The sequence below is a fragment of the Frigoribacterium sp. Leaf164 genome (assembly GCF_001423665.1).
GTDB lineage: Bacteria > Actinomycetota > Actinomycetes > Actinomycetales > Microbacteriaceae > Frigoribacterium > Frigoribacterium endophyticum.
The window spans coordinates 1,567,120-1,585,842 of the sequence record NZ_LMOX01000001.1 but is presented as its reverse complement, the minus strand read 5'-3'; the positions used below and the strand labels follow the sequence as shown (position 1 = coordinate 1,585,842).

Here is an 18,723-nt window from a genome sequence, read left to right as displayed (position 1 = left end):
TCGCGACCGCTGACGGCTCGCGCCGCCGTCAGCTGGCTCCCCGTCCCCGGGCCTAGCCTCGGGGCATGTCCGTGCGCCTGGAGACCCCCGTCGAGCCCGCCTCCGCGGGGATGCCGCCCCGCGCCTCCTCGGGGTGGGCCGCCCTCGCCGGCGTCGTCTCGTTCGTGGCCTGGGCCGGCGCCGCCGAGGCGGCCGCCGTCGTCACCGGGCCCGGGGGCAGCCCGCTGCCCGCCGTCGGCTCCGCCGTGATCGACCTCGCGCCGGCCGCCGCCAAGGACACGATGGTGGGCCTGTTCGGCACCGGCGACAAGGTCGCCCTCGGCGTGCTGATGGCCGTGGTGCTCGTCATCGTCACGGGCCTCGCCGGCGTCGCCGAGCAGCACCGCCCGCCGCTCGGCCGTGTCGTCTTCGGCGTCGGCGGGGCCCTCGCGGTCGCCGCGGTGCTCACCCGGGCCGGCAGCGGCAGCCTCGACGCGGCCCCGGCTGTGATCGGCACGGTGGTGGCGGTCGTGGTGCTGCCCGGCCTGCTCCGACGGCTGTGGCGCTGGCGCCTCTCGACCACCCCCGGCTGGGCCGCCGCGACCGAGCCCACGCCGCCGCTCGGCGGAGCCCCGGTCGAGCGCCGCAGCTTCCTCACCGCGATCGGGCTCACGAGCGCCGTCGCGGTCGTCGTGGGCGCCGGCGCCCGCGTGATCAACGCGGGCCGCGCCGACGTCGCGGCCCTGCGCGACGGCATCGCCCTCCCGGAGGCGGCCGTCACCGCCGAGCCCGTGCCGGCCGGCGCCTCCCTCGACGTGCCCGGCATCACGCCCTACGTGACCTCGAACGAGGACTTCTACCGCATCGACACGGCTCTCCGCGTGCCCTCGATCGACCCCGCCGAGTGGAGCCTGCGCATCCACGGCCTCGTCGAGAACGAGATCGTCGTCTCGTTCGACGAGCTGCTCGCCCTGCCCCTCGAGGAGCACCTCGCCACCCTCAGCTGCGTGTCGAACGAGGTCGGCGGCGACCTGATCGGCACCGCCCTCTGGCTCGGCCACCCGATCCGCACCCTGCTCGCCCGGGCCGTGCCGACGGCGGGCGCCGACATGGTGCTCTCCACCAGCGAGGACGGCTTCACCGCGGGCACCCCGCTCGACGTGCTCACCGACGAGGGCACCGACGCCCTGCTCGCCGTGGGCATGAACGGGCAGCCCCTGCCGCAGGAGCACGGCTTCCCCGTGCGCATGGTCGTGCCGGGCCTCTTCGGCTACGTCTCGGCGACGAAGTGGGTCGTCGACCTCGAGGTCACCCGCTTCGCTGACGCCGAGGGGTACTGGACGCCCCGCGGCTGGGACGCGCTCGGCCCGGTCAAGCTGGAGTCGCGGGTCGACGTGCCGGCGTCGGGCACGTCGGTCGACGCGGGCACCGTGCCGATCGCGGGCGTGGCGTGGCACCCGCACACGGGCGTCGCGCGCGTCGAGGTGCAGATCGACGAGGAGCCGTGGGTCGACGCCCAGCTCGCGGACTCCGTCTCGGCGGACACCTGGGTGCAGTGGGTGCACCGCTGGGAGGCGACGAGCGGGCGGCACACCGTGAGGGTCCGGGCGACCGGCGTCGACGGCGAGGTGCAGCGGGAGGCCCGGATGGCCCCCGCCCCGAACGGCGCCGAGGGCTGGGACGAGCACCAGGTCACGGTGCGCTGAGACCACCGCTCACCGAGCCTGGCCAGCGCGGCGCTCGTCGGGCTCGTCGGGCCCGGCGCTCGGCGGGCCCGACGCCCGGCCCGCGCGCTACGCGACGACCCCGAGTGCGAACGGCAGCACCGCGGAGGCACCCGCCCGACGGAGCTCGCGCCCCGCGACGGTGACCGTCCACCGGCTGTCGACGAGGTCGTCGACGAGCAGCACGGGCCCGGGCGTGGCCGCCAGGGCCGCGGCGAGCTCGGGGCCGACCTCCACCGACCCCCACACGTCGGCGAGGCGGTAGACGCTGTTGCCGCCGCCGCGCGGGGCGTCGGACGAGCGCTGGCGGGTCGGCGTGAGCTGCCCGAGCACGGGCAGCCGCCCGACGTGGCCGAGGGCCTCGCCCAGCGAGGCCACGAGCTGCGGGTGCCCCTGCGACGGCATCACGACGATGCCGACGGGCCGCTCGGCCCAGCCCCAGTCGGCCAGCACCCGCACGCAGCCGTCGACGAGCGCCCGCGTGACGGGCTGGTCGGGCGTCGACGGCGCGAACACCTCGCGGAGCGTCGTGCCCCAGCCGAGGTCGGTGAGGCGCGCGAGGGCCCGCCCCTGCTCGACGCGCTCGTCGGGCGCGATCTTGCCCTTGGCGGGCACGCCGGCCCGGTCGGCGCCGGTGGGCCACTGCGCCCGTGGCTCGACCTCGACGCCCACGCGGTCGAGCGAGCTGGCGGCCGACGCGGCCGCGTCGCTCGTCACGTCGCTCGGGTACCAGGGGCCCGAACAGACGTCGCACCGACCGCACGGCACCGCGGCGGGGTCGTCGAGGTCGAGCTGCAGCATCTGCATGCGGCAGGTGGCGCCCTCCTCGTAGCGGATCATCGACTCCTGCTCGGCGAGCCGGGCGGTCGCGATCCGGTCGTACCGCTCGCGGTCGTAGACCCACGGCCGCCCGGTCGAGACCCAGCCGCCCTGTACGCGGTGCACGGCGCCGTCGACGTCGAGCACCTTGAGCAGCAGCTCGAGCGGGGTGCGCTTGATGTCGACCCGCGCCTCCAGTGCCGGCGTCGAGAGCGGCGTCTCGCCCAGCTCGGCGAGCACGGCGCTCGCGCGCGCCTCGGAGGGCATCGACGCCGTCGCGAAGTACTGCCAGATCTCGCGGTCCTCCCGCCCGGGCAGCAGCAGCACGTCGGCGTTGTCGGTCGCGCGCCCGGCGCGGCCGATCTGCTGGTAGTAGGCGACCGGCGACGACGGCGCGCCGAGGTGCACCACGAAGCCGAGGTCGGGCTTGTCGAAGCCCATGCCGAGCGCGCTCGTCGCGACGAGCGCCTTGAGGTCGTTGGTCTTGAGGCGCTGCTCGAGCTGCTCGCGCTCTTCCGGGTCGGTGCGGCCGGTGTACGAGCGGACGTCGTGGCCGGCCTCGCGCAGCAGCCGGGCGGTGTCGTCGGCCGCCGAGATGGTCAGCGTGTAGATGATGCCGCTGCCCGCGAGGTCGCCGAGGTGGGCGAGCAGCCAGCCGAGCCGGTCGCGCGAGGTGGGCAGGTCGAGCACCCCCAGCCGCAGGGAGGCGCGGGCCAGCGAGCCGCGGATCGTCAGCACCGAGGTCTCCGGCCCCTCGGTCAGCTGCTCCTCGACGTCGGCCACGACGCGCTCGTTCGCGGTGGCCGTCGTGGCGAGGACGGGCACACCGGCCGGCAGCGTGCGGATGAGCTCGGCGAGGCGCCGGTAGTCGGGGCGGAAGTCGTGCCCCCAGTCGCTGATGCAGTGCGCCTCGTCGACGACGAGCATGCCGAGCCGGTCGACCAGCAGCGGCAGCTGCTCGTCCCGGAACCTCGGGTTGTTGAGGCGCTCCGGCGACACGAGCAGCACGTCGACCTCGTCGGCGAGCAGCGCCTGCTGCACGTCGGCCCACTCGTGGGCGTTCGCCGAGTTGAGGGCCACTGCCCGCACGCCGGCCCGGGCAGCCGCGGCCACCTGGTCGCGCATCAGCGCGAGCAACGGCGAGACCAGCAGGGCGGGCCCCGTGCCGCGACGGCGCAGCAGCAGGGTGGCGATGAAGTAGACCGCGGACTTGCCCCAGCCGGTGCGCTGCACGACGAGCGCGCGTCGGCGGTCGGCGACGAGGGCGCGGATCGCCTCGAGCTGGCCGTCGTGGAAGACGGCGTCGTCACGTCCGGTCAGGCGTCGCAGCAGCTCGAGGGCCTCGGCGTCGACGTCGGTCACGGCGGGGGCGGCGGTGTCGGTCATCGGGCCATGGTGCCACGCACCACCGACCCTGCCGGCCCCGGCCCGGCCGACGCCGGCCTCAGGGGGCGGCGGGCGCCTCCGGCACGACGACGAGCTCGAGGTGGTCGCGCAGCTGCCCCGGCACGTCGACCTCGTCGGGCGCGAGCAGCCACTGCAGCTGCAGGCCGTCCCAGAGGGCGACGAGGGCGGTCGCGGCCCGGTCGGGGTCGACGCCGGCCCGCAGGAGCCCGGCCGCCTCGAGCCCGCGGAAGGCGTCGCCGAACTCGCGGCGGAGCCCGGCGAGGCGGGCGGAGACGTAGTCACGACCCGGGTTGCCCGCCGTGACGGCCTCGCCCGAGAGCACCGCGTAGAGCTCGACGACCCCGGGCACGGACTCGTTCGCGCGGGCCTGTCGCACGACGGCCTCGACCATCGAGCCCTCGGCGGGCGTCGCCGGCATCGGCCCCGCCGAGACCTCGTCGCGGCGCGCGAGGACGGCGAGCAGCAGGTGGCTCTTGGTGGGGAAGTAGTGCAGCAGGCTCGTCTGGCTCATGCCGACGACGTCGGCGACCTTCTGCAGCGAGCCCCCCGCGTAGCCGTGGGCCGCGAAGACCTCGAACGCGGCCGCGACGATCGCGGCCCGGCGCTCCGCCGACTTGGCGTACGGGCCCCGGCGAGCCCGCGGGGCGTCGGCGCTGCCCGGCGCGGCGGCGGGGTCGGCGGGGTCGGCGGGCGAGGCGGTCATGGGGGGCAGCCTACGACGCCCGGCGACGTGCCCCGCGAATTTCGAGCGACCACTCGACACTGTGTTAGCGTCGTCGCGTCCCGCCCACGTCGCCGGGGGCCCGCGCCTGCGCCCCGGTCGTCGTCGACGGCCGCCCCGCCCGCCCCCTCAGCACGGTCGACGCCCTCCCGCGGCGGCCCCGGAAGGACTCGTCCCGTGACGAACACCGCCTCGTACCTCACCGACACGGGCCCCGGCACGGGCCTCCGCAGCCCCGCCCGCTCCGCGCTGCACACCGACGCGCCGACCCTCTCGCTCGACGGCGAGTGGGCCTTCCGCCTGCTGGCCGGCGCGCCCGGCACGCCCGGCGGCCGGGGCGTCCTGCCCGAGGGCGAGGGCCCGACGGACTTCGCCGCGGTCGACCACGACGACTCCGGCTGGGAGACCGTCGCGGTGCCGTCGCACTGGGTGCTGACCGGCGACGGCGAGCGCGGCCTGCCGATCTACACCAACGTGCAGTTCCCCTTCCCGACCGAGCCGCCCGCCGTGCCGGACGCCAACCCGACGGGCGACCACCGCCGCCGCTTCACGCTGCCCGCGAGCTTCGCCGGCGCCGAGCGCGTGCTCCTCCGCTTCGAGGGCGTCGAGTCCCGCTACGTGGCCTGGGTCAACGGCGTCGAGGTCGGCATGGGCGTCGGCAGCCGCCTCGCGCAGGAGTTCGACGTCACCGACGTCGTCCGCCCCGGCGAGAACGTCATCGCGGTGCGCGTGCACCAGTGGTCGGCGTCGAGCTACGTCGAGGACCAGGACCAGTGGTGGCTGCCCGGCATCTTCCGCAGCGTCACGCTGCAGGCGCGGCCGGTCGGCGGCCTCGACGACGTCTGGCTGCAGACGCCGTGGCACGGCGCCGCCGGCGAGCCCGAGGGAGGCGCGTCGATCGTCGCCGAGGTCACGGCCGGCCCCGCGGCCTGGCCGGTGGGGCTCTCGGTGCCCGAGCTGGGCGTCGAGGTGACCTGGTCGTCGCCCGCCGACGTCGCCCCGGTCGAGATCGCGGAGGGCGTCGCGCCGTGGAGCGCCGAGACGCCCCGCCTGTACGACGCCACGGTGACGAGCGCCGGGGGAGCGGAGACGATCTCGCTCCGCCTCGGCTTCCGCACCGTCCGCGTCGACGGCGACCTCTTCACCGTCAACGGCCGCCGCGTCGTGTTCCACGGCGTGAACCGGCACGAGACGCACCCCGACCGCGGCCGCGTGTTCGACGAGGAGTGGTCGCGCCGCGACCTCGAGCAGATGAAGCGGCACAACGTGAACGCGATCCGCACGTCGCACTACCCGCCGCACCCGCGCCTCCTCGACCTGGCCGACGAGTACGGCTTCTGGGTCGTGCTCGAGAACGACCTCGAGACGCACGGCTTCGAGCGCGGCGCCTGGGTCGGCAACCCCAGTGACGACCCGGCCTGGCACGACGCCCTCGTCGACCGGATGGTGCGCACGGTCGAGCGCGACAAGAACCACCCGTCGATCGTGATGTGGTCGCTCGGCAACGAGGCGGGCACGGGTCAGAACCTCGCCGCGATGGCCGCGTGGACCCACGCCCGCGACGCCGGCCGCCCGGTGCACTACGAGGGCGACTACACGGGCGCCTACACCGACGTCTACTCGCGCATGTACTCGTTCGTCGACGAGACGCGCGCGATCGGCGCCGGCGACGAGAGCGTGCCCCTGCTCGGCACCACGGCGGCGGAGGCGGCCCGCCAGCGCTCGAAGCCGTTCCTCCTCTGCGAGTACGTCCACGCGATGGGCAACGGCCCCGGCGCGATCGACGAGTACGAGGACCTCGTCGACGAGTTCCCCCGCCTGCACGGCGGCTTCGTCTGGGAGTGGCGCGACCACGGCATCCGCACGCGGGCGGCCGACGGCACCGAGTTCTTCGGATACGGCGGCGACTTCGGCGAGGTGGTGCACGACGGCAACTTCGTGATGGACGGCATGGTGCTCAGCGACGACACGGCGTCGCCCGGCCTCGCCGAGTGGGCCCAGGTCGTCGCGCCCCTGCGGGTGCGGTTCGAGGCCGTCGAGGGCGGCGGGGCCGTCGTGGTCGTGTCGAACCGGCGGCACTCGGCCGACGCCTCCGACGTGGCCTTCCGCTGGTCGGTCGCCCACGACGGCGTGGAGGCGGCCTCGGGCGTGCTCGACGTCGTCGGCCTCGGCGGCGGGGCCCTCGCCGCGGGCGAGGTCGCGCGCCTCGCCCTGCCGGAGGTGCCGGTCGCGGCCCTCGGCGAGACCTGGCTGACGATCGAGGTCGTCACCGTCGCCGACGCGGCCTGGTCCCCGGCCGGCCACGTCGTCTCGACCGCGCAGCTCGACCTCACGCTGCCGGGCTCCGCCCCGGTCGCGTCGGCCGCGCCGCGGCCCACGGTGGCGACGGCCCTCGACACCGCGGCGGGCATCGCCTCCGGTCGGCTCGACCTCGGCCCCGCGAGCTTCGTCGACGGCCGTCTGGTCGCCCTGGCCGGCCGGCCGGTCGACGGGCCCCGCCTCGAGCTGTGGCGCGCCCCCACCGACAACGACCGCGGCCACTGGTGGGCACCTCGTGACCGCGACGCCGACGTCATGCGCGACCGGCACCGCAGCGACCGCTACCTCGAGAGCCTCGAGCCGAGCGCCGAGACGGTCTGGCGCCGCGCCGGCCTCGACCGCCTCACGGGCCGCGTGCTCGCCGTCTCGACGACGCCGACCTCGGTGCAGGTCCGCACGCGCTGGGCGGCGGCCGACGCCGGTCAGGCCGTCACCGTCGACGAGCGCTGGACGCTCGACGGCGACGACGTCTGGCTCGCCCTCGACCTCGTGCCGACCGCGGGCTGGGACGTCACCTGGCCCCGCGTCGGCGTGCGGCTCGACCTGCCCGTCGACGTCGAGCGGGCGTCGTGGTTCGGCACCGGACCGGCCGAGTCGTACCCCGACTCGCGGCACGCCGCCGTCGTCGGCCGCTTCGAGTCGGCGGTCGACGACCTCGTCGTCGACTACGCCCGCCCGCAGGAGAGCGGCCACCGCAGCGACCTCCGACAGCTCGACCTCGCCACCGCCGAGGGAGGCGCGTGGCTGCGCGTCGAGGCCCTGCCCGACACGGCGGGTCGTCGCCCCGGCTTCACGCTGCGCCGCCACACCGCGCAGCAGGTCGACGCGGCCGCTCACCCGCACGAGCTGCCGGCGCCGACGGCCACGCACCTGTGGCTCGACGCCGCACAGCACGGGCTCGGCTCCCGGGCCTGCGGGCCCGACGTGTCGGCGCCCCACGTGCTGCGCCCCGGCGCGCACGCGCTGCGCCTCCGCCTCAGCGCGCTGGGCTAGCCCGGCAGCCCGGCAGCCCGGGCGACGCGAGGTCGGTCGGTCGGGACCGTGCACGCCGAGTGGTCGCGAACGGCTCGTCCCCCCGCCGGGAGCAGCAGATCGCGACCACTCGGTGGCCGGGCTCAGGAGGCGCGGTGCGCGCGGACGACCACGTCGCGCATCGGGCCGCCCCCGTGGTGCGCCGAGGTGGCGGCTCGCTCGCGCGACCCGGCCACCTCGACCTCGAGCCCCTCGCCCTCGATCGCGGCGAGGACGTCGTCGACCGTGAACATGAGGTCACGCCGGTGCGCCATGCGCTCCGGGTCGTCGGTGAGGTCGTGCCCGACGACGAGCAGCGTCCCGCCGGGAGCCACCGCCGCCGCGAGCCCCCGGAAGAGCACGGCCCGCTCCGGGTCGGCGAGGTGCATGAACTGGGCCGAGACGAGGTCGAAGGCGCCCGGCTCGGGTGCCCAGGTCGTGACGTCGTGCTGCTCCCAGGTGATCCGGGCGGCGGCGGCCGGGTCGGTGGCCTCGGCGCGACGGGCGGCCTTGGCGAGCGCCGCCTCGGCGATGTCGGTGCCGGTCACCGTCCAGCCCCGGCGGGCCAGCCAGATCGCGTCGCCGCCCTCGCCGCTGCCGACGTCGAGCGCCCGCCCGGGCGTCAGGTCGACCGTCTCGGCGACGAGCTGGGCGTTGGGCTCGCCGCTCCAGGTGAAGCCCTCCGAGCCGTAGCGCTCCTCCCAGTACGCGCGGTCGAAGACCTCCTGCTCGGGGCGGCCCGGTGCGGGCCCGTCGGCGTCGCCGGACCGGGGCGCGACCCCGTACCGCCGCTCGCCGAGCAGCCGGGCGGTGCCCGCCGACTCGGCGGCCGCGCTGAACGGAGCCCGCCGGGCCGCGACGGCGAGGGCGGTGTCCTCCGCCACGAGGTCGGCGTTCGCGAGGGCGGCCGCCCTCACGCCGGACGCCGCCGCCGCGACCACCTGCATCATCGGGTCGGCGACGTTGCCCGCCAGCCAGAGGCCCGGGACGCTCGTGGCGCCGGTGGCCGGGTCGGACGGCACGACGAGCCCGACGCCCAGCGGGTGGGGCTCCTGCTCGACGCCCAGCCCGGTCAGCAGGTCCGAGTTCACGCGCAGGGCAGCCCCGAGCGCCAGGGCCTCCACCGGGCGGGTGCGCCCCGACGCGAGCTCGACCCCGCTCATCCGGTCGTCGGTGACGAGCACCCGGGTGACGGCTCCCGTCACGACACCGATGCCCCGCGCGGCGAGCTGCTCCCACTCCTCCTCCGTGGGCTCCAGCGCGTCGTTGAGGAACAGCACCACGCGATCGCTCCACTGCCGGAAGAGCAGGGCCTGGTGCACCGACAGCGGCCCGCCGCCGAGCACGCCGATCAGCCGGTCGCGCACCTCCCAGCCGTGGCAGTACGGGCAGTGCACGGCGTCCCGGCCCCACCGCTCGGCGAGGCCGGCCATGGGAGGCAGCTGGTCGCTGACGCCGGTCGTCACGACGACCCGCCGGGCGAGGACGGTCTCGACCCGGCCGCCCGCGTGCGTGACGGACGCCCGGAAGCGGGCCGCGACTCCCGGGGCCGGCTCGACGCGGTCGAGGGCCGTGACCGTCCCGGCGCCGACCTCGCCGCCGTGGGACTCGACCTCGGCGCGGCCGAGGCGCGTCAGCTCGGCGGGGGCGATCCCGTCGCGGGTGAGGAAGCCGTGCACGCCCGCGGCGGGGGCGTTCCGGGGCTCGCCCGCGTCGACGACGACGACGTCGCGGCGGGCGCGGGCGAGCGTGAGGCCCGCGCTGAGCCCGGCGGCGCCGCCGCCGACGACGAGCACGTCGCGGACCACGTCGGGGGCGTCACCGGCGTGACCGGCGTCACGGGCAGGGTCGGGGGAGCCGCTCGGGGCGGGGGTGCTGTGGTCGTTCGTCATGGTGGTGACCTCCTGCCTCGATGGTCGCCCCGCGCCTCCGCCGGTGACAAGCTCTCTTGCCGAAGTGGCAAGATGCGGGCATGGACCCGCACCGACACGGCCCGACCGCCCCCGCCCCGGCCGACGACACCGACGCCGTCCTCGCCGGGGTCGGCCCGCGCCTCCGCGCCCTGCGCACCGCCCGGGGCGCGACCCTCGACCAGCTCTCCGCCGAGACGGGCATCTCGGTCAGCACCCTGTCGCGCCTCGAGTCGGGGCAGCGCCGCCCCGCGCTCGAGCTGCTGCTGCCGCTCGCCCGGGTGCACGGGGTGCCGCTCGACGAGCTCGTCGGCGCGCCGGAGACGGGCGACCCGCGGGTGCACCTCAAGGCCGTCGCCTGGCGCGGCGGGTCGATCCTGCCGCTGTCGCGCGGGGGGAGCGGCCTGCAGGCGTTCAAGCACGTCATCCCGGCGTCGGTGCCGGAGGGCACCCCCGAGCTGCGCACGCACGACGGCTGGGACTGGCTCTACGTGCTGAAGGGCCGGCTCCGCGTGGTGCTCGGCGAGCACGACCTCGTGCTGCCCGCGGGCGAGGCGGCCGAGTTCGACACCCGCACGCCGCACTGGTTCGGCCGGGTGGGGCCCGGCGACGTCGAGTTCCTCAGCCTCTTCGGCCGCCAGGGCGAGCGCATGCACGTCCGGGCGGCGCCGCCCGGCCGCTTCGAGTAGCGTCCTGCCCGTGACCGACCACCGCCCGGCCGACGCCCGGAGCCCCGAGCCGACCGCCCGCCCGCTGCACGTCCTCGTCCTGCCCGGCGGGGGCTACCAGCACCTCGCCGACCACGAGGGCGAGCCGGTGGCCGAGTGGCTGCGGTCTCTCGGGCACAGCGCGGAGGTCGTCCGGTACCCGCTCGACACGCGGCACCCCGGCCCCCTCTTGCACGTGCGTGAGGCCGTCCGGGCCGCCCGGGGGGCGGGCCACGAGCGCGTCGGTCTGCTCGGCTTCTCCGCCGGCGGCCACGCCGCGGGGCTCGCCGCCCTCGCTCCCGGAGCCACGGGGGAGGCGCGGGTCGACCTGGTCGTGCTCGCCTACCCGGTCGTCTCCATGCGCACGCCCACCCACGGCGGCTCGCGCGCGGCGCTGATCGGCCTCGACGCCGCTGACGACCTCCGGGCCGCGACGTCGCTCGACGCCCTGGTGACCCGCGACTCCCCGCCGACCTTCGTCTGGCACACGGCCGACGACGAGACGGTGCCCGTCGAGCACGCGTACCTGATGGGGGCGGCCCTCGCCGAGGCCGGAGTGCCGCACGCCCTGCACGTCTACGCGTCGGGGCGGCACGGGCTCGGGCTCGCCGAGGGCGCCGGGCCGGCCGCGGCGTGGACCCGCGACTGCGCCGAGTGGCTCGACGACCAGCTCGGTCGGCCGAGCCGGGCCGGCTGACCGCACCGGCCCGTCGAGCTCGGCCCGCCCAGCCAGCCCGACCCCGACCTGCCCGCCCCTACGGGACGATGACGGCCCGGCCGCGCACCGTGCCGGCCGCGAGCGCCTCGTAGGCCGACGGGGCGTCGTCGAGCGAGTAGCGCTGCGTCTCGACGCTCACCCGACCGGCGCGCGCGAGGTCGAGCACCTCGATCAGCTCGCTGCGGCTGCCCCAGTAGGGCACCCGCACGGCCGCGTCGTACGCGATCGAGCCGAAGCCGAGCTCGACCGTGCCGCCGCCGATGCCGACGATCGTGACGTCCGCCTCCGTCGCCGCCACCGCGACCGCCGTGGCCATCGTGGGGCGCGCGCCGACGAAGTCGAACACCGCGTTCGCGCCGACGCCGCCGGTGAGGGCGCGGACGGCCTCCGCGGCGTGCTCGTCGCTGATCACGACGTGGTCGGCGCCGACGTGCGTCGCCAGCTCGAGCTTCTCGTCGTTGACGTCGAGGGCGATGACCTGCGCGCCCGAGAGCGCCTTGAGGATCTGGATGCCGACGTGCCCGAGGCCGCCCGTGCCGATGACGACGGCGAAGGTGCCGGCCCCGAGCTTCGGCAGCGACGCCTTGATCGCGTGGTACGGGGTCAGGCCGGCGTCGGTGAGGGAGACGTTCTCGACCGGGTCGAGGTCGCCGAGCGGCACGAGGTGGCGCGGGTCGTCGACGATCATGTACTCGGCCATCGAGCCGGGGGCGCCGAGCCCGGGGGGCTTGATGCCCTCGGCGGCGGCGTTGACGCAGTAGTTCTCCTTGCCCTGCGCGCACTGGTGGCAGCGCCCGCAGCCCCACGGCCCGTAGACGGCGACCGCGTCGCCGACCGAGACGTGCTCGACTCCCTCGCCGAGCTCCTCGACGACGCCGACGCCCTCGTGCCCGAGCGTGAGCGGCAGGGGGTAGCCCTGCGCCGTGTAGTCCTCCTCGGAGAGGCTCATGACGTACTCGTCGCTGTGGCAGACGCCGGCGGCGGTGACGCGGAGCAGCACCTGCCCCGGCCCCGGCGAGGGCTTCTCGACCTCGACGACGACGGGGTGCTGTCCGACCTGGGTGTACTGGAGTGCCTTCATGGGGTGCACGGTAGACCTGACCGAACCAGGTGGTCCGCCCGATGTGCGACACCTGCAGCCCAAGCTCAGGTGCCCGGGCAGCGGCCTCCGAGCCGCCGCGAGCATGATGGCGGCATGAGAGCGAAGCGCGAGCCCGTCCGCCGTCAGGAGCCCGGCCCGGGCCAGGAGTCCGTCTGGGACTACCCCCGGCCCCCGCGGGTCGAGGCCCGCTCCGAGCGGGTGGTCGTCCGCCTCGGCGGCCAGGTCGTCGCCGACACGACCGCGGCGTATCGGGTGCTCGAGACGAGCCACCCGCCGGTCTGGTACCTGCCGCGCACGGCCTTCACGGAGGGGGCCCTGCAGCCGGCCTCCGGCACGAGCATGTGCGAGTACAAGGGCCGCGCGAAGTACGTCGACGTGGTCGGCGGCGGGGCCCGCGCCTCCTCGGCGGGCTGGACGTACCCGAGCCCGTGGGCGGGCTACGAGGTGCTCGTCGACCACGTCGCGCTCTACCCGGGGCGGATGGACTCGTGCGAGATCGACGGCGAGGTCGTCCAGGCCCAGGAGGGCGACTTCTACGGCGGCTGGATCACGGCGTCGGTCGTCGGCCCGTTCAAGGGCGCGCCCGGCACGATGGGCTGGTAGCGACGCCGGCGACCCCGGCGGCCCCGGCGGCGCCGGCGGCCCCGTGCGGGTCGCCGCGTCCGGCGGCTACGGCGTCGTGCGCGCCGTCAGCTCGGCCACGACCACCTCGGCGTCGGCGAACCACCGCGTGTAGTGGTCGGGGTCGGCGTTGACCTGCACGGCGTGGGCGGCCTCGGTGGGCGAGAGCTCCTTCCAGCCGGGGATGCGCACGAGCTTGGTGAAGAACATCGTGGCGGCCGTGTACGGGTCCATCCGCTGCTCGTAGGTGCCCCAGAGGCCGTTGTCGCGCTGCTGGAAGAGCCCACGGCTGTCGGGGCCGACGTCGTCGCCGTGGTCGATGTTGCGGAGGCTCGACTCGCCCATCGCCGTCATCACGCCGATGGCCTGCGTGTGGGTGCCGATGCCCTGCGCCTTGGCGGCCTCCATGATCCAGGCGGCGTTGACGAGGCGGTCCTGGCAGTAGCCGGCGACGGGGCCGGCGGGCACCGAGATCGTTCCGATCTGCACGGGCGGCACGTCGGGGCAGGTGGGCTGGCTCGTGACCGCGGCGGCGGTCGGCTCGTCACGGGGTGCGCTCAGCGACGACACGACCATCGCGACCGCGACGACGAGCCCGACGGCCCCGAGGCAGAACACGACGGAGGCGGCGATGAGCAGACGGCGCACGGTGCGTCCTCCAGGGGGTCGGGCCAGGGTCGCCCCCGATGCTAGGCGAGGCAGCTGGCAGACCGCGGCAGCGCCGGGCGCGGGTCAGCCCACGGGCTGAGCCCGTCGCTCCGTCTCGTGCGGAACCACGTCCTCGCACCGGAACCACGCCGCGGCGTGGTTCGCCTGCGAAGACGTGGTGCCCGAGCGGCAGGGCGGCGGACGCGCGGGGCAGGGCGGGCGCGGGCGACCGCGGCTCAGAGGAGGTCGGCCCGGTCGGCGAGGTACGCGCCGAGCTCGCGCAGCTCGCCCGGGCCGCGGCCCCAGCGCACGTGCACGGCGTCGCCGACGAGCACGAGGGGCTCGGCCGCGCCCGAGCGCAGGGCCTCGGCGTCGGTCCGCACCGGCACGTGGCCGTAGTTGACGACCTCGCCCTCGGCGAACTTCCGCGACGCGGCCCGTCGGGCGTCGCGCCGCTCCTCGACCGAGGCCGACAGGTGCTGCTCGCGCTTGGGCTCGGTGGCGCGGGTGATGGTGCCGGTCGCCCAGACCTGCCCCTCGGGGCCGAGCAGCAGCACCCCGAGGCGCCAGGCCCGGCCCGCGGGCAGCAGCGACGCCGACGTGTGCACGAGCAGCAGGCGTCGTGACGCCTTCACGGTCGCGAGCGATTCCTGGCGGGCGTCGCGGGCCGCCAGCTCGGCGACCGTGCGGTCGAGCAGCCCGGCCAGGGCCACGGCCGCGCGCGTGGCCTCGTCGTCGCTCACCGCGCCTCCCTCGGTCGGTGTCGTGCCGTCGTCGGTCGGGTCAGCTGTCGTAGCCGTGGGCGAGGAAGTCCTCGACGAGCTCGACGACGAGGGCGTGGTCGTCGGCCTGGGGCAGGCCCGAGACCCCGACCGAGCCGACCGGGCCGACGCCGCGCACGATGACGGGGAACACCCCGCCGTGGGCGGCGTAGACGCCCGGGTCGAGCCGCGACTTCTCGTCGAAGGTCGAGCCGGCGACGCGGAAGGTCTCGCCGACGCGGTACGAGCTCTGGCCCCAGCGCTCGACGACGCGGGCCTTGCGGTCGAGCCACTCGTCGTTGTCGCGCGAGGTGCCGGGCAGGGCGGCGTGGAAGACGCGCTGCCGGCCCTTCATCACCGCGATCGCCACGGGCAGCTGACGGCGGCGGGCCTCGGCGAGCACGTGGGCGCCGAGGTCGAGGGCGGTCTCGGTCGTGAAGCGGCGGAACGTCAGGCGCTCCTCCTGCTCCTCGAGGGTGCGCAGCAGCGTGTCGTCGGTCATGGGTGCCTCCGGGGAGTCGGGTGGTGCGGGCGTCGTCGCCCGCCCCGAGCCTAGGGCCGCGGGCCGGAGGGCGGCCTGAGCGCCGTCCGGCTGGGCGTCGGCGCGGTGCGGCGAGGTCAGCGCCGCCCGCCCGCGGCCACGAGCTCGGTGCAGTCGTCGCTGCCGGTGAGGCGGCAGTACACGTCGGCCAGCTCGGCGGCGGAGAGAGACCACGGGTGCTGGAGGGCGCGCTCCCGGGCGGCGGTCGCGAGGCGCTGCCAGGTCGCGTCGTCGCCGAGCAGGCGGGTCAGCGTCTCGCCCCAGCGGGCCGGGTCGCGGCTGTCGAGCACGACGCCGGTGACGCCGTCGACGACCGACTCGCGCAGGCCCCCCGACGCGGCGGCGACGACCGGGACGCCGCTCGCGGCGGCCTCGAGGGCGATCAGCCCGTACGTCTCGGAGTGCGAGGGCACGAGCACCAGGCGGGAGTCGCGGAGCAGGGCGGCGAGGCCCGCTCGCGTCCGCGGCCCCAGGAAGCGCACGTCGAGGTCGAGGCGGGCGGCGAGGTCCTCCAGCTCGTGCTCGTAGCCGGCGTGCTCGGTGCTGGCTCCGCCGGCGATCACGAGCTCGGGGCGCAGGTCGGCGGGGACGGCCGCGACCGCGGCCACGGCGAGGTCGGGCGCCTTCAGCGGCTCGAGCCGACCGGCGACCACGACGTAGGGCCGGTCGGAGCGGGGCTCGCCCGGCGTCGCCGGCCGGAAGAGCTCGGCGTCGACGCCGGGCAACACGACCCAGAGCCGGGCCGGGTCGCCGCCGAGCCGCGTGGCGACCGTCTCGGCCTCCGCGCGGCTGATTGCAACGACCGCGTCGCTCTCCCGCGCGAGCAGGGCCTCGCCGGCGAGGCGGCCGGGCGACTCGGCACGCTCGCCGTCGGAGAGGGGCGTCTCGTCGCCCGCGGCGATCGAGTGGAAGCTCTGCACGTGCGGCACGCCGCGCTCGCGCGCGACCGGCAGCGCGGCGACGCCGCTGAACCAGTGGTGCGAGTGGATGACGTCCCAGGGGCCCTGCTCGGCCAGGCGCTCGCGGAACTCGTCGACGAACTCCTCGTGGCGGCCCTTCGTGACGGGCTCGGCCGGGCCGGCGGTCAGGACGCGCAGCGTGACCCCGGGCGAGAGCTCGACGGTGTCAGGCCCGTCGGGCGACGAGCGCCGGGTGAGGATCTCGACCCGGTGCCCGGCTGCGCCGAGGGCCTCGGCCTGGTTGCGGACGACGACGTTCATGCCGCCCACGTCGCCCGAGCCGGGCTCGGCACCGGGGGAGGTGTGCAGCGAGACGAGCGCGATGCGGAGGGGGGAGGTCACCGCCCGAGCGTACCCGCCCCGCGGCGGGCGCCCCCGCGCCGCTCGCCCCCGCCGGGCCCTGCCTGCCCGCTCGCCCCGCCCCGCTCGCCCGGCCCCGCTCGCCCGGCCCAGCCGAGCCCGCCCCGCCCGGCCCCGCCCCGGGCCCCGGAGCTAGGGTGAGGCATGGCGAGCGAGGCGACGATGCTGCAGGTGGGCGACCGTGAGGTCCGGATCTCGAGCCCGGGCCGGGTGCTCTGGCCCGACCTCGGCGTGACGAAGCTCGACCTCGCGCGCTACCTCGTCGAGGTGGGCGACGCCTTCGTCCGCGCGAACGGCGACCGCCCGATCTCGCTGCAGAGGTTCCCCGGCGGCGTCGACGGCGACGACTACTTCTCGAAGAACCCGCCCCGCGGCGCTCCCGACCACGTGCGCAGCGTCGTCGTGACCTACCCGAGCGCCCGCTCGCACCCCCAGCTCGTCATCGACGAGCCGGCCGGGGCCGTCTGGGCGGCGCAGATGAACGCGGTCGTCTTCCACCCCTGGGCCTCGCGGGCCGGGGCGAGCGACCTGCCCGACCAGCTCCGGGTCGACCTCGACCCCCAGCCCGGCACCGACTTCTCCGACGCGGTGCCCGCGGCGCACGAGCTCCGGCGCGTGCTGGCCGACGCCGGGCTGACCGCGTTCGTCAAGACGAGCGGCAACCGCGGCCTGCACGTCTTCGCGCCGATCGAGCCGACCCGGGAGTTCCTCGACGTGCGGCACGCGGTGATCGCCGCGGCGCGCGAGCTCGAGCGCCGCATGCCCGACGCCGTGACCACGAACTGGTGGAAGGAGGAGCGGGGCCGCCGCGTCTTCGTCGACTACAACCAGGCGAACCGCGACCGCACCATGGCGGGTGCCTGGTCTCCCCGGGCGCTGGCCCGCGCCTCCGTCTCGACCCCGCTCGAGTGGAGCGAGCTCGACGCGACCGACCCGGCGGTGCACACCGTGCTCACCGTGCCGGGCCGCCTCGCCGCGACGGGCGATCCGTGGGAGCACATGCACGACGAGCCCGGCACGATCGACGCGCTGCTCAGCTGGTGGGAGCGCGACGTCGAGGCGGGCCTCGGCGAGCTGCCCTTCCCGCCCGACTTCCCGAAGATGCCGGGCGAGCCGCCCCGCGTGCAGCCCAGCCGGGCGAAAGCGGCGCCGCAGGGCGACCAGGTCGCGCCGGTCGAGTAGGCCCGAGAGCAGGACGGCAGGAGTCGCGGGTCGGCCCCCGCAGGCGCCTCGCCGACCCGTCAGGCCCGGACGAGCACCTCGCCCAGGTCGTACGCCGTCGGCACCTCCAGCTGGTCGAACCCGCACGAGCGCGCCTCGCGGTCGGCCCGCCACCGGGCCACCTGCACCGTGTGGCGGAACCGCTGCCCCTCCATCTGGTCGTAGCGCACCTCGACCACCCGCTCGGGGCGGAGCGGGACGTACGAGACGTCCTTCCCCGACGAGAATCGGCTGCGGTCGGTCTCGGCGTGAGCGACCCCGCCGTCGTCGTCGTGCACGACGAGGTCGGCCAGCTCGTCGACGAGCTCGAGGCGACGGGCGTCCGAGAACGCGGAGGCGCCTCCCACGTTCCGGAGCTCGCCGTCGGCGTCGTGCAGCCCGAGCAGCAGCGACCCCACGCCCTGCCCGCTCTTGTGCACCCGGTAGCCGAGCACGACGACGTCGGCGGTGCGGTGGTGCTTGACCTTCAGCATCGTGCGCTTTCCCGGCCGGTAGGGGCTCGCTAGGGGCTTGGCGACGACGCCGTCGAGCCCGGCGCCCTCGAACTCCATCAGCCAACGGCGAGCGACCTCGGCGTCGGTGGTCGTGCGGCTCAGGTGCAGCGGGGCAGCGGCGTCGGCGAGGAGGCGCTCGAGCGCGGCCCGGCGCTCGCCGAAGGGGCGCTCCGAGATGCTCTCGTCGCCCTCGGCGAGCAGGTCGAACACGACGAACGAGGCCGGCGTCGAGACCGAGAGCGTCGCGATGCGCGAGGCCGCGGGGTGGATGCGCTGCGAGAGGGCGTCCCAGTCGAGCCGCTCGTCGCCGGGCTCGCCCTGCCGCAGCACGATCTCGCCGTCGAGCACGCACGGGCCGGGCAGCCCCTCGGCGAGCGCGGCCACGAGCTCGGGGAAGTACCGGGTGAGCGGCTTCGAGCCGCGGCTGCCGAGCTCGACCGTCTCGCCGTCGAAGTAGACGAGGCCGCGGAAGCCGTCCCACTTCGGCTCGTACGACAGGCCGCCCTCGACGCTGTCGGCGTCGGGCATGGTCGCGACGGCCTTCGCGAGCATCGGGGCGACGGGGTCGGTGATCGACGGCACGGCGGCGGCGGCGCGGGCGTCAGAGCCGGTGCCGGTGCCGGTGCCGGCGTCGGCGTCGCGAGCGGGGGAGTCGGTGGTCATGCGCCGAGTCTGGCCCGGGTCGTCGACTCCGGCCCGGG

The 18,723-nt window shown here is 76.3% G+C and carries 15 protein-coding genes; 6 read left to right on the top strand and 9 right to left on the bottom strand.

What is annotated here, in order from left to right; all coding sequences use genetic code 11:
• The first annotated feature begins 65 nt into the window (after nt 1–65).
• Nucleotides 66–1,685 (top strand): molybdopterin-dependent oxidoreductase, encoded by a 1,620-nt coding sequence (locus tag ASF82_RS07165; protein WP_156369932.1) that lies wholly within the window; start codon nt 66–68, stop codon nt 1,683–1,685.
• Between the two features lie 87 nt (nt 1,686–1,772).
• On the opposite strand, the gene ASF82_RS07160 is transcribed toward ASF82_RS07165, so the two are convergent.
• Nucleotides 1,773–3,908 (bottom strand): ATP-dependent DNA helicase RecQ, encoded by a 2,136-nt coding sequence (locus ASF82_RS07160; protein WP_056055216.1) that lies wholly within the window; start codon nt 3,906–3,908, stop codon nt 1,773–1,775.
• A 58-nt stretch (nt 3,909–3,966) separates the two neighbouring features.
• Nucleotides 3,967–4,632, bottom strand: a complete 666-nt coding sequence (locus ASF82_RS07155) for a TetR/AcrR family transcriptional regulator (RefSeq protein ID WP_056055213.1) — start codon at nt 4,630–4,632, stop codon at nt 3,967–3,969.
• A gap of 195 nt (nt 4,633–4,827) precedes the next feature.
• Between ASF82_RS07155 and ASF82_RS07150 the strand changes: the two genes are divergently transcribed.
• Nucleotides 4,828–7,962 carry a glycoside hydrolase family 2 TIM barrel-domain containing protein gene (locus tag ASF82_RS07150; protein WP_056055210.1) on the top strand — a complete coding sequence of 1,045 codons (3,135 nt, stop codon included), beginning with the start codon at nt 4,828–4,830 and terminating at the stop codon, nt 7,960–7,962.
• Between the two features lie 122 nt (nt 7,963–8,084).
• On the opposite strand, the gene ASF82_RS16315 is transcribed toward ASF82_RS07150, so the two are convergent.
• Nucleotides 8,085–9,872, bottom strand: a complete 1,788-nt coding sequence (locus tag ASF82_RS16315) for an FAD-dependent oxidoreductase (RefSeq protein ID WP_082514381.1) — start codon at nt 9,870–9,872, stop codon at nt 8,085–8,087.
• Nucleotides 9,873–9,952: 80 nt separating this feature from the next.
• Here ASF82_RS16315 and ASF82_RS07140 point away from each other — a divergent pair, with 80 nt between their 5' ends.
• Both ASF82_RS07140 and ASF82_RS07135 read left to right on the top strand, forming a co-directional pair.
• A complete protein-coding gene (locus tag ASF82_RS07140) occupies nt 9,953–10,579 on the top strand; it encodes a helix-turn-helix domain-containing protein (RefSeq protein WP_056055207.1) in 627 nt (208 codons plus the stop codon).
• A 10-nt stretch (nt 10,580–10,589) separates the two neighbouring features.
• On the top strand, nt 10,590–11,294 hold the full coding sequence (locus ASF82_RS07135) for an alpha/beta hydrolase (RefSeq protein WP_056055204.1): 705 nt from the start codon (nt 10,590–10,592) through the stop codon (nt 11,292–11,294).
• Nucleotides 11,295–11,352: 58 nt separating this feature from the next.
• Here the strand turns inward: ASF82_RS07135 and ASF82_RS07130 are convergent, their stop codons facing one another.
• On the bottom strand, nt 11,353–12,396 hold the full coding sequence (locus ASF82_RS07130) for an NAD(P)-dependent alcohol dehydrogenase (RefSeq protein ID WP_056055201.1): 1,044 nt from the start codon (nt 12,394–12,396) through the stop codon (nt 11,353–11,355).
• A gap of 114 nt (nt 12,397–12,510) precedes the next feature.
• Between ASF82_RS07130 and ASF82_RS07125 the strand changes: the two genes are divergently transcribed.
• Nucleotides 12,511–13,020: a DUF427 domain-containing protein gene (locus ASF82_RS07125; RefSeq protein WP_056055197.1), complete on the top strand. Its 510-nt coding sequence runs from the start codon at nt 12,511–12,513 to the stop codon at nt 13,018–13,020.
• Nucleotides 13,021–13,086: 66 nt separating this feature from the next.
• On the opposite strand, the gene ASF82_RS07120 is transcribed toward ASF82_RS07125, so the two are convergent.
• The 4 genes from ASF82_RS07120 to ASF82_RS07105 all read right to left on the bottom strand — a co-directional run bounded on the left by ASF82_RS07120 (nt 13,087) and on the right by ASF82_RS07105 (nt 16,289).
• Nucleotides 13,087–13,686: a hypothetical protein gene (locus ASF82_RS07120; protein WP_056055195.1), complete on the bottom strand. Its 600-nt coding sequence runs from the start codon at nt 13,684–13,686 to the stop codon at nt 13,087–13,089.
• 236 nt (nt 13,687–13,922) lie between these two features.
• Nucleotides 13,923–14,429 (bottom strand): hypothetical protein, encoded by a 507-nt coding sequence (locus ASF82_RS07115; protein ID WP_056055192.1) that lies wholly within the window; start codon nt 14,427–14,429, stop codon nt 13,923–13,925.
• A gap of 40 nt (nt 14,430–14,469) precedes the next feature.
• On the bottom strand, nt 14,470–14,949 hold the full coding sequence (locus ASF82_RS07110; protein ID WP_056055189.1) for a heme-degrading domain-containing protein: 480 nt from the start codon (nt 14,947–14,949) through the stop codon (nt 14,470–14,472).
• A gap of 116 nt (nt 14,950–15,065) precedes the next feature.
• Nucleotides 15,066–16,289: a glycosyltransferase gene (locus ASF82_RS07105; RefSeq protein WP_056055185.1), complete on the bottom strand. Its 1,224-nt coding sequence runs from the start codon at nt 16,287–16,289 to the stop codon at nt 15,066–15,068.
• A 162-nt stretch (nt 16,290–16,451) separates the two neighbouring features.
• Between ASF82_RS07105 and ligD the strand changes: the two genes are divergently transcribed.
• Nucleotides 16,452–17,489, top strand: a complete 1,038-nt coding sequence (gene ligD, locus ASF82_RS07100) for a non-homologous end-joining DNA ligase (protein ID WP_056055182.1) — start codon at nt 16,452–16,454, stop codon at nt 17,487–17,489.
• A gap of 59 nt (nt 17,490–17,548) precedes the next feature.
• Here ligD and ASF82_RS07095 read toward each other — a convergent pair whose 3' ends face one another.
• The gene (locus ASF82_RS07095; protein WP_200931971.1) at nt 17,549–18,685 is read right to left on the bottom strand and encodes an ATP-dependent DNA ligase; all 1,137 of its coding nucleotides are present in this window, start codon (nt 18,683–18,685) and stop codon (nt 17,549–17,551) included.
• Between the last annotated feature and the right edge of the window lie 38 nt (nt 18,686–18,723).

Excerpts from the sequence above, each read along its gene's own strand:
- ligD (WP_056055182.1), top strand. The coding sequence starts at position 16,452 with ATGGCGAGCGAGGCGACGATGCTGCAGGTGGGCGACCGTGAGGTCCGG.
- ASF82_RS07140 (WP_056055207.1), top strand. The coding sequence starts at position 9,953 with ATGGACCCGCACCGACACGGCCCGACCGCCCCCGCCCCGGCCGACGAC.
- ASF82_RS07130 (WP_056055201.1), bottom strand. The coding sequence starts at position 12,396 with ATGAAGGCACTCCAGTACACCCAGGTCGGACAGCACCCCGTCGTCGTC.
- ASF82_RS07165 (WP_156369932.1), top strand. The coding sequence starts at position 66 with ATGTCCGTGCGCCTGGAGACCCCCGTCGAGCCCGCCTCCGCGGGGATG.
- ASF82_RS16315 (WP_082514381.1), bottom strand. The coding sequence starts at position 9,872 with ATGACGAACGACCACAGCACCCCCGCCCCGAGCGGCTCCCCCGACCCT.
- ASF82_RS07110 (WP_056055189.1), bottom strand. The coding sequence starts at position 14,949 with ATGACCGACGACACGCTGCTGCGCACCCTCGAGGAGCAGGAGGAGCGC.
- ASF82_RS07155 (WP_056055213.1), bottom strand. The coding sequence starts at position 4,632 with ATGACCGCCTCGCCCGCCGACCCCGCCGACCCCGCCGCCGCGCCGGGC.
- ASF82_RS07160 (WP_056055216.1), bottom strand. The coding sequence starts at position 3,908 with ATGACCGACACCGCCGCCCCCGCCGTGACCGACGTCGACGCCGAGGCC.
- ASF82_RS07095 (WP_200931971.1), bottom strand. The coding sequence starts at position 18,685 with ATGACCACCGACTCCCCCGCTCGCGACGCCGACGCCGGCACCGGCACC.
- ASF82_RS07125 (WP_056055197.1), top strand. The coding sequence starts at position 12,511 with ATGAGAGCGAAGCGCGAGCCCGTCCGCCGTCAGGAGCCCGGCCCGGGC.